Genomic DNA, 8,260 nt, shown 5'->3' on the forward strand with positions numbered 1-8,260 from the left:
GGCGGCATCTCCTTTTCGCTTCATCCTACCCCTTGCCCCTAGTCCGAGCATGAAACCCACAAGAAAACGTGTCCTACGCTATCTGCTGACAGCCATAGTCATCATCGGTGCTGCTTTCGCCGTCAAAACGCTGTTCTTCGCTAGCGAAGCGGCTCCGGCACCGGTCACCACCGAAGCCATGCGGGGCGACATAGAAAGCACGGTACTGGCCACAGGTACGCTGGAAGCCTATCGCTTGGTCAGTGTGGGGGCTCAGGTTTCAGGCCAGCTCAAAACCTTGAAAGTAGATCTTGGTGACGTCGTCAAACAAGACGATCTGTTGGCCGAAATCGATTCAACCACCCAGCAAAACACCATACGCAACGCGGAAGCCCAGTTGCTGACCGCCCAAGCGCAGCGCCAAGCTCAGGCCGCCGCCCTGAAACAAGCTCAACTGACCTACCAGCGCCAAAAAGAATTGCTCGCCATAGACGCCACCTCGCGCCAGGATTTCGAGGCAGCCGAGGCCTCGCTGGCCACCATCCGCGCTCAGATGGAGGCCTCAGACGCGGGTATTGCACAATCCAAGATCGCTGTGGACACCGCACGCGTCAACCTGGGTTACACACAGATTCAAGCCCCCATGGACGGCACTGTCGTAGCCTTGATCGCCCAAGAAGGCCAAACCCTGAACGCCAACCAAACGGCGCCCACCATTCTAAAACTGGCGCAACTCGACAAGCTCACGGTCAAAGCGCAGATTTCTGAAGGCGACGTTGTTCGCGTCAAGCCGGGCCAGCAGGTGTACTTCACCATTTTGGGTGAACCCGACAAGCGCTACTACGCCACCCTGCGCTCGGTCGAACCCGCCCCCGAATCCATCCAAAGCGAAAGTTCTGCCAACAGTGCTTCCGGCACCAGCAGCAGCTCGGCGGTCTATTACAACGGGCGCTTTGACGTCGACAACCCCGACGGCACCCTGCGTATTTCCATGACTGCCCAAGTGCACATCGTGCTCGACAGTGCCAAAGAGGCCGTACTGGTGCCCTCCACCGCTGTTCGTCTTGCGCCTGGCGGCAAAAACGGCACCGTTCGCGTCATGAAAGCCGACGGACAAATAGAGCCTCGTCGCGTGCAAGTCGGCATAGACAACAACATCATGGCCCAGATTGTGTCCGGCCTGGAGGCCGGTGAGCGCGTCGTTACCGGTTCCGGCGCAGGGCCGTCCGGCGCGCCAGGGCAGGCCAACCGCCCGCGCACGCCCAGCGGCCCCAGCATGATGCGCATGAGGTAAGCCGTCATGAGCGAACCCTTGTTGGAATTACGCGGTGTCTATCGGGAGTTCCCGGCAGGCGAGCAAACCGTCGCCGTCCTGAAGGACGTCAACCTCACCATCAACGCCGGCGAGATGGTGGCTATAGTCGGCGCATCGGGCTCGGGGAAATCCACGTTGATGAATATCCTGGGCTGCCTCGACCGCCCAAGCAAAGGCGTTTACCGCGTCGCAGGCCGTGAAACCGGCCGCTTGGAGCCCGACGAACTGGCCCAGCTGCGCCGCGAGCACTTCGGCTTCATCTTTCAGCGCTACCACCTGCTGTCCGACCTTAACGCCACCGGCAACGTCGAAGTACCCGCCGTATATGCCGGTACGCCCGCCGCCGCAAGGCGCGAGCGCGCCCAGCAGTTGCTGACGCGCTTGGGGCTGTCAGAACGCGTGGCCTACAGACCGGGCCAATTGTCTGGCGGCCAACAGCAGCGCGTCAGTATCGCCCGCGCCCTGATGAACGGCGGCGACGTGATTTTGGCTGACGAGCCTACTGGCGCCCTGGATACGCAAAGCGGCCAGGAAGTCATGAGCATTCTGAAAGAGCTGCATGCCGAAGGCCACACCATCATCATCGTCACGCACGATATGTCGGTGGCCCAGAATGCGCATCGCATCATAGAAATCAGCGATGGCGTCATCATTAAAGACTCCCGCGAGGAGTCGGCTCCAGAGCCCGCTCAAAAAGCATCGGTGCTACACGCACCTAAAGGTAATAAGCTGGCAGCCGTGGCCGGGCGGGCCAGCGAGGCCTTTCGTATGGCCTTGCTGGCTATGGCCGCCCACCGACTGCGCACCTTTCTGACCATGCTGGGCATCATCATCGGCATTGCCTCAGTGGTCTCGGTAGTGGCGCTGGGTACCGGTTCGCAGCAGCAAATCTTGCAACGCATCAGTTCCATGGGCACCAACACGCTAGACATTATGTCGGGTCGGGGCTTTGGCGACGAGCGCTCGGGCCGCGTGCAAACCTTGATTCCCCAGGATGCCGAAGCCTTGGCGCAACAATCCTACGTCGACAGCGTCACCCCCACCGTCAACACCAGTGCCAGCCTGCGTTATCGCAATGTATCGGCCAACGGCAACATCAACGGTGTGGGTGCCCAGTTTTTCCGGGTGCGCGGCTACAAGATTGCTCAAGGCCAGGCTTTCAACCAAGAGGCCGTAGACCGCCAGGCCCAAGATGTGGTCATAGATCCCAATACGCGCGACACCCTTTTCGGGCAGGATGAAGATCCCATAGGCAAGGTTATTTTTCTGGGCACTTTTCCGGCCCGTGTTATCGGTGTCACCGAACCGGTACAAAGCGCTTTCGGCAACAGTGATTCCTTGAATGTATGGTTGCCCTACAGCACCGTGATGTACCGCATTGTCGGCCAATCATTTCTGCGCAGCATTACGGTTCGCGTAGCCGACGACGTGCCCACTACCGAGGCCGAGGCCCATGTCACTGAACTCTTGACTCGCCGTCACGGCATTCAAGACTTCTTCGTCATCAATACCGACACCATACGCCAGACGGTAGAAAGCACGACCGCCACCATGACCTTGCTGGTCTCGGCCATTGCTTTGATTTCACTGGTGGTGGGCGGCATCGGCGTCATGAACATCATGCTGGTTTCGGTCACCGAACGCACACGAGAGATAGGCGTGCGCATGGCTGTGGGAGCTCGTCAAAGCGACATCATGACGCAGTTTCTTATTGAAGCCGTATTGGTCTGCCTGATAGGCGGCGTGCTGGGCATCTTGGTGGCCCTGGCGCTAGGTGAACTGATCACCCGCTTCGGGGGGGCTGACGGCTTTCAGATGGTGTATTCCACAAGCTCCATGGTGCTGGCCTTTGTTTGCTCTACCTTAATCGGCATCGTGTTTGGTTTCTTGCCCGCACGCAACGCCGCTCGGCTCGACCCCGTCGATGCCTTGGCCCGAGATTGATAGTCATGACGTGTTTTCCTTCCTTTCGCTCCCTGCCCCTGCTCACCACGCTGAGCACCTCGCTGCTCTTGGCCGGTTGTGGCGCGCTTGTACAAACGCCCTATACACGGCCCGACACTCAAACACCCGCGCATTGGCAAAACGCCTCGACCGAGCCTGCCGCAACTCAAGACGACGGCGGCGAATGGTGGCGTAACTTCAACGACACCTCGTTAAACAGCTTGATGGAGCGCGTACTGCAAACCAATAACGATCTGGCTGCAGCCACTTTGCGGGTCAGGCGCGCGCAACTCCAAGCGGGCATGGCAGACACCAATCTGTATCCCACCGTTAGCGCCAGCGGCAGTAGCAATACCCAACGCAATCTGCGAGGCGATGGCACGCGCTCCGAGTCTTACAGTGTCTCGACCAGCATCAGTTGGGAAGTCGACCTTTGGGGCAGGCTGGAAAGCCTGAGCGACGCCGCCGAATGGACAGCTTTGGCGACCGAGCAAGACAGGCAAGCCACGCGCCTAACGCTTATCGGCACCACTTTGCAGCTGTATTGGCAAGCGGCTTTGCTTAACGAACGCATTGCCACTGCCCGTTTCAGCCTGGAAGTCGCCGAACGCACGCTGGAACTCGTGCAAGGCCAGTACCGCAGCGGCGCAGTCTCGGGCCTGGAGGTCGCCGAAGCCGAATCCACCCTGGCCAGCCAACGCGCCAGCCTGGCAGACCTACAAAGGCAACGCAGTGAAACCTTGACCGCGCTGTCCATTCTGACCGATACGCCACCCAGCCAAGACGTCAGCATTCCCGAAAGCCTGCCCGACGCCGCACCGCCCAGCGTACAAGCCGGTGTCCCCGCCGAACTGCTAGGTCGTCGCCCCGACCTACGAGCCGCCGAATTACGCTTGCGCAGCACGCTTGCCAGCGGCGACGCCACACGCGCCAACTACTACCCACGCTTATCGCTTACCGGCTCTTTGGGCAGTGCCAGTTCGGCATTGGCCAACGTACTGCAAAACCCCGTAGGCACGCTGGGGGCTGGGCTGATCCTGCCTTTCTTGCAATGGAATCAGATGCGTCTGGATTCCGCCATCTCTCGCAACCAATACGAAGAAGCCGTGGTCAACTTCCGGCAGGCGCTTTATCAGGCTATGGCTGAAGTCGAAAACGCTCTGGCCGCGCGTGGCTCGCTAGCCGTTCAGGGTACCGAACTGCAGGCCTCGCTGGTTTCGGCCCAACGCGCCGAGCAAATCTACGAGGCACGCTATCGCGCCGGGGCTGTGGCCCTGCGTACTTGGCTGGATGCCCAAGAACGACGCCGCCAAGCCGAAATCAGTGTCAGCCAGAATCGCTACAACCGCTATCTGAACCAAGTCACCCTTTACCAGGCTCTGGGTGGAGATGCACTGGCCGATGCCCCAGAGCCCTCTGCTCAGTAGCCTTTCAGGCTTGCCGACTCCTTGCCAAAAATCAAGGTTTCCGCCTCGCGCGCGTGATAAGGTGTGAGCGAGAATATCGCCGTATCAAGTACGGTTCGATCAACCACAAGGGGGAAGCATGTTAAAAAGAATCGGGATTCACCTGAGCAATGACGACGCTGGCAAGCGTCGCATTGAAATTGGCCTGCAACTGGCAAAGAAACACGAGGCCGAAGTCGTGGGCATTTACCCGGTATATGGCTCCGGCGGCCTGCAACACGAACACGGGGTCATACGTCAAGACGTTCACAACCAACTGCGCGAAGCAGCCAAAGTCATAGGCGTCAAGGCCGAGTGGCGTGTACCGCAAGGCAACCCCGAAGACGTTCTGGCCCTGCACGCCCGCTATTGCGACGTCCTCATCATGAGCAAAGCCGAGCGCAGCGTGAGCGCGTCTTCGCTGATTGCCAATTTGCCCGAAGCCGTCGTCATGGCAGCAGGTCGCCCCGTACTGATGCTGCCCAATTACGGCACGATCAGTCCCATAGGCCGACGTATCCTGTTTTGTTGGGATCAACGCCGCGAGGCCGCCCGCGCCTTTGCCGACGCCGCCCCGTTCCTAAGGGCCTGCGAAGAGCTTGTCATTCTCGAAATAGACCGCGACCACAAACGCCTGGGCGAAAGCGACATCCACCCGGATGACATCAGCCGCTACTGCACCAGCCTGGGCTACCCCACCCCTAAGCGCCTGGAAAAAACCAGCGCGGAACACGGTGTGGGCAATGTCATTCTGAACGCCGCCACCGACACCGGCAGCGATCTTATCGTCATGGGCGCATACGGCCACAGCCGCATGCGTGAATGGGTAATGGGCGGTGCCTCCAGAACCTTGCTTTCCACCATGACGGTGCCGGTGCTGTTGGCGCATTAATACCCGGCAATGTCCTTAAGCGCGCGGCCCTTCACCTCGCGCGCTTCTGCAAAAATAGGTTTTGCGGTCACTCGAGCATTGCAATGCTCCATCCTCCGCCCAGTGCGCGATATAAGTCTATCGCTGCAATCAATCGCCCGGCCTGTCGCTGGACGGCAGCATCCTGGGCGGCATAAAGCGCCCGTTGTGCATCCAGCAGCACCAACTGATTCTCAGCGCCTGCGCGGTATCTGGACTCGGCTAAAGTGAGTGTCTCACGCGCCTGCTGCAGCTCCTGCTGCTGTGCTTTAGCCTGTTCCTCACTACCCCTGACACCGTCCAATCTTACAATCACGAACGGCCAAATATGGCCTTGGGCGGCATTACGCCAATTCAAAAAATGGCCTTGGCCGCTTAGCCTCTACGTTTAACGACCGTTAAAAATGGGGGGATTACCCCCCCTTAGATTACCTACACTAACGCATGTCGCGGCTATCCGCTTTTCAGGGAAAGGAGTTAACCATGAGGACTGCACCGATGACGGCTGCTGAATTTATTGTGTCATGCCTTGAAGCCGAGGATGTTGAATATGTGTTTGGCATTCCTGGCGAGGAGAACATCAAGCTGATCCGTGCCGTCCATGCCTCCAAGAAAATTCGTTTTATCCTGGCGCGCCATGAACAAGGGGCTTCCTTCATGGCGGACATATACGGTCGCCTAACTGGCAAAGCCGGAGTCTGCACAGCAACCTTAGGGCCAGGGGCGATCAACCTTTTGCTAGGCACCGCAGATGCCCAAACAGACTCCAGCCCTTTGGTTGCGATAAGCGCACAGGTAGGCATGGATAGAATTTACAAAGAATCGCATCAGATTGTCGATTTAGTGGCCATGTTCAAGCCTGTAACCAAATGGGCCGATACCATTTCAACCACTCAAGCCATCCCTGAAATGGTGCGCAAAGCTTTTCATTTTGCCCAAACCGAAAGGCCTGGTGCAAGCTACTTGGCAATTCCGCAAGACATTGAGGGCAGCATCATGCCTGCCGGCCTGAAGCCCTTGGCTATTCCTAAACAGGCAAAAAGCCGCCCCGAAAAAAGCAGTATTCAAGAGGCCGCCAAATTGTTGCGTGCCGCAAAGTGCCCTGTGCTGTTGGTAGGCCACGGTGTGGTTCGAGGCGAACATTCGGCTGTGCTGCGTCAATTTGCCGAACGTCACCAGATTCCTGTCGCAACCAGCTTCATGGCCAAAGGTGCAATCAGTGATAAGAGTCCGCTCTCTATGGGCGTCATTGGTTTTATGCGCCATGACTATGAAAACTTCGCCTTCGATGAAGCAGACTTGATATTGTCAGTAGGCTACGAGTTACAAGAGTTTGCTCCCTCCCGCGTTAATCCCGAGGGTGACAAGAAAATCATTCATGTCAACACATTCGATACCGATGTAGACGCACATTACAACGTCAGCTTGAATGTGGTTTCAGATATTGGCTATGCATTGCAGGACTTAAGCGCCGAGCTCGGCGAGCAAACGCTATCGGGCTTGCGTGACAGCATCAAAATCCGAGCATTGCTTGAAGAGGAATTGGACAAAGGTAGGCAGGACGGCTCTTTCCCACCGACTCCACAACGCTTGGTCACTGCCATCCGCGACGCAATGGGAGAAAAAGACATAGTGCTGGCGGACACCGGTGCCATCAAAATGTGGATGGCACGCCTTTATCCCACCTATGAGCCTTTAACCTGCCTGATTTCAAACGGTCTGTCCACCATGTCCTTTGCACTCCCCGGAGCACTGGGAGCGGCTCTGGCAAAGCCTGAGCGCAAGGTGCTGGCTGTCATGGGCGATGGCAGCTTCCTGATGAACTCACAAGAAATCGAGACGGCTGTACGAGAAAAAATCGATCTGAAGGTTTTTGTTTGGGTGGATGGCAGCTATGGTCTGATCAAGTGGAAAATGGATATAGAAGAAGGTGCCCACGACTCCGTGGACTTTGGCAATCCTGATTTTGTTAAGTACGCCGAAAGCCTTGGGGCTAAAGGCTATCAGATAAGCCAGGCGAAAGATCTGCTCCCCTCTTTGCAAACGGCATTGGCTGAACCGGGAGTGTCCATCATTGCTTGCCCTGTGGATTACAGCCAAAACATGAAGTTAGTGAAAAAGCTGGGAGAGCTAACCATCAGTTTGTAACTACGGATCATATTACCGGGAGTGGGATCTGCGCCTTTATCCCGGTCTTTATCTTTTTATCTTTCTTTTATCTTTCATTCGGGCATAGAAAAACCCCCACCAGCGTTTGAGCTGATGGGGGTTTTCGGTATAAGAGCCTGACGATGACCTACTTTCACACACGGACGTGCACTATCATCGGCGCAAAGGCGTTTCACTGTCCTGTTCGGGATGGGAAGGAGTGGGTCCACCTTGCTATGGTCGTCAAGCGTAACTGTTTGCCTGCTTGCGGCTTTGGGCCTCAAGCGGGCGAATCGGAATAAAAGCACATGGGTAGTAGGGAACGCTTCGCTGGGCCAAGCCTAGGGAAGGTTCATCGCACACTACGGGTCAGATGTTAACGTAAAGCTTAATGAGTTTTGAACGACACTTGATCACGCTAACCTGCAAGGTTATAGGATCAAGCCGCACGGGCAATTAGTACTGGTTAGCTACGTGCATTACTGCACTTCCACACCCAGCCTATCAACGTTCTGGTCT

At 57.1% G+C, this 8,260-nt stretch carries 6 protein-coding genes and 2 rRNA genes; 5 read left to right on the forward strand and 3 right to left on the reverse strand.

All coding sequences use genetic code 11. The features are described 5' to 3' along the window. Window positions 1-49: 49 nt before the first annotated feature. The 4 genes from H0484_RS03270 (at window position 50) to H0484_RS03285 (ending at window position 5,575) form a co-directional block, all read left to right on the forward strand. Entirely contained in the window at window positions 50-1,273 is a 1,224-nt protein-coding gene (locus H0484_RS03270; protein WP_226952996.1) for an efflux RND transporter periplasmic adaptor subunit, read from the forward strand. Window positions 1,274-1,279: 6 nt separating this feature from the next. Beyond that, window positions 1,280-3,238: a MacB family efflux pump subunit gene (locus H0484_RS03275; protein ID WP_226952997.1), complete on the forward strand. Its 1,959-nt coding sequence runs from the start codon at window positions 1,280-1,282 to the stop codon at window positions 3,236-3,238. Window positions 3,239-3,243: 5 nt separating this feature from the next. After that, a complete protein-coding gene (locus H0484_RS03280; RefSeq protein ID WP_226952998.1) occupies window positions 3,244-4,665 on the forward strand; it encodes an efflux transporter outer membrane subunit in 1,422 nt (473 codons plus the stop codon). 118 nt (window positions 4,666-4,783) lie between these two features. Continuing rightward, on the forward strand, window positions 4,784-5,575 hold the full coding sequence (locus H0484_RS03285; RefSeq protein ID WP_226952999.1) for a universal stress protein: 792 nt from the start codon (window positions 4,784-4,786) through the stop codon (window positions 5,573-5,575). 67 nt (window positions 5,576-5,642) lie between these two features. On the opposite strand, the gene H0484_RS03290 is transcribed toward H0484_RS03285, so the two are convergent. Continuing rightward, window positions 5,643-5,909 (reverse strand): TolC family protein, encoded by a 267-nt coding sequence (locus tag H0484_RS03290; RefSeq protein WP_315859895.1) that lies wholly within the window; start codon window positions 5,907-5,909, stop codon window positions 5,643-5,645. Window positions 5,910-6,091: 182 nt separating this feature from the next. Between H0484_RS03290 and H0484_RS03295 the strand changes: the two genes are divergently transcribed. Next, a complete protein-coding gene (locus tag H0484_RS03295) occupies window positions 6,092-7,741 on the forward strand; it encodes an acetolactate synthase large subunit (RefSeq protein WP_226953000.1) in 1,650 nt (549 codons plus the stop codon). 135 nt (window positions 7,742-7,876) lie between these two features. Here H0484_RS03295 and rrf read toward each other — a convergent pair. Together rrf and H0484_RS03305 are read right to left on the reverse strand one after the other, a co-directional pair. Continuing rightward, window positions 7,877-7,989, reverse strand: a 5S ribosomal RNA gene (rrf, locus tag H0484_RS03300). A 187-nt stretch (window positions 7,990-8,176) separates the two neighbouring features. Further along, window positions 8,177-8,260 (reverse strand): 23S ribosomal RNA (locus tag H0484_RS03305); the annotation flags it as partial.

This window comes from Mesopusillimonas faecipullorum (genome assembly GCF_020539505.1).
Classification (GTDB): Bacteria; Pseudomonadota; Gammaproteobacteria; order Burkholderiales; family Burkholderiaceae_B; genus Mesopusillimonas; species Mesopusillimonas faecipullorum.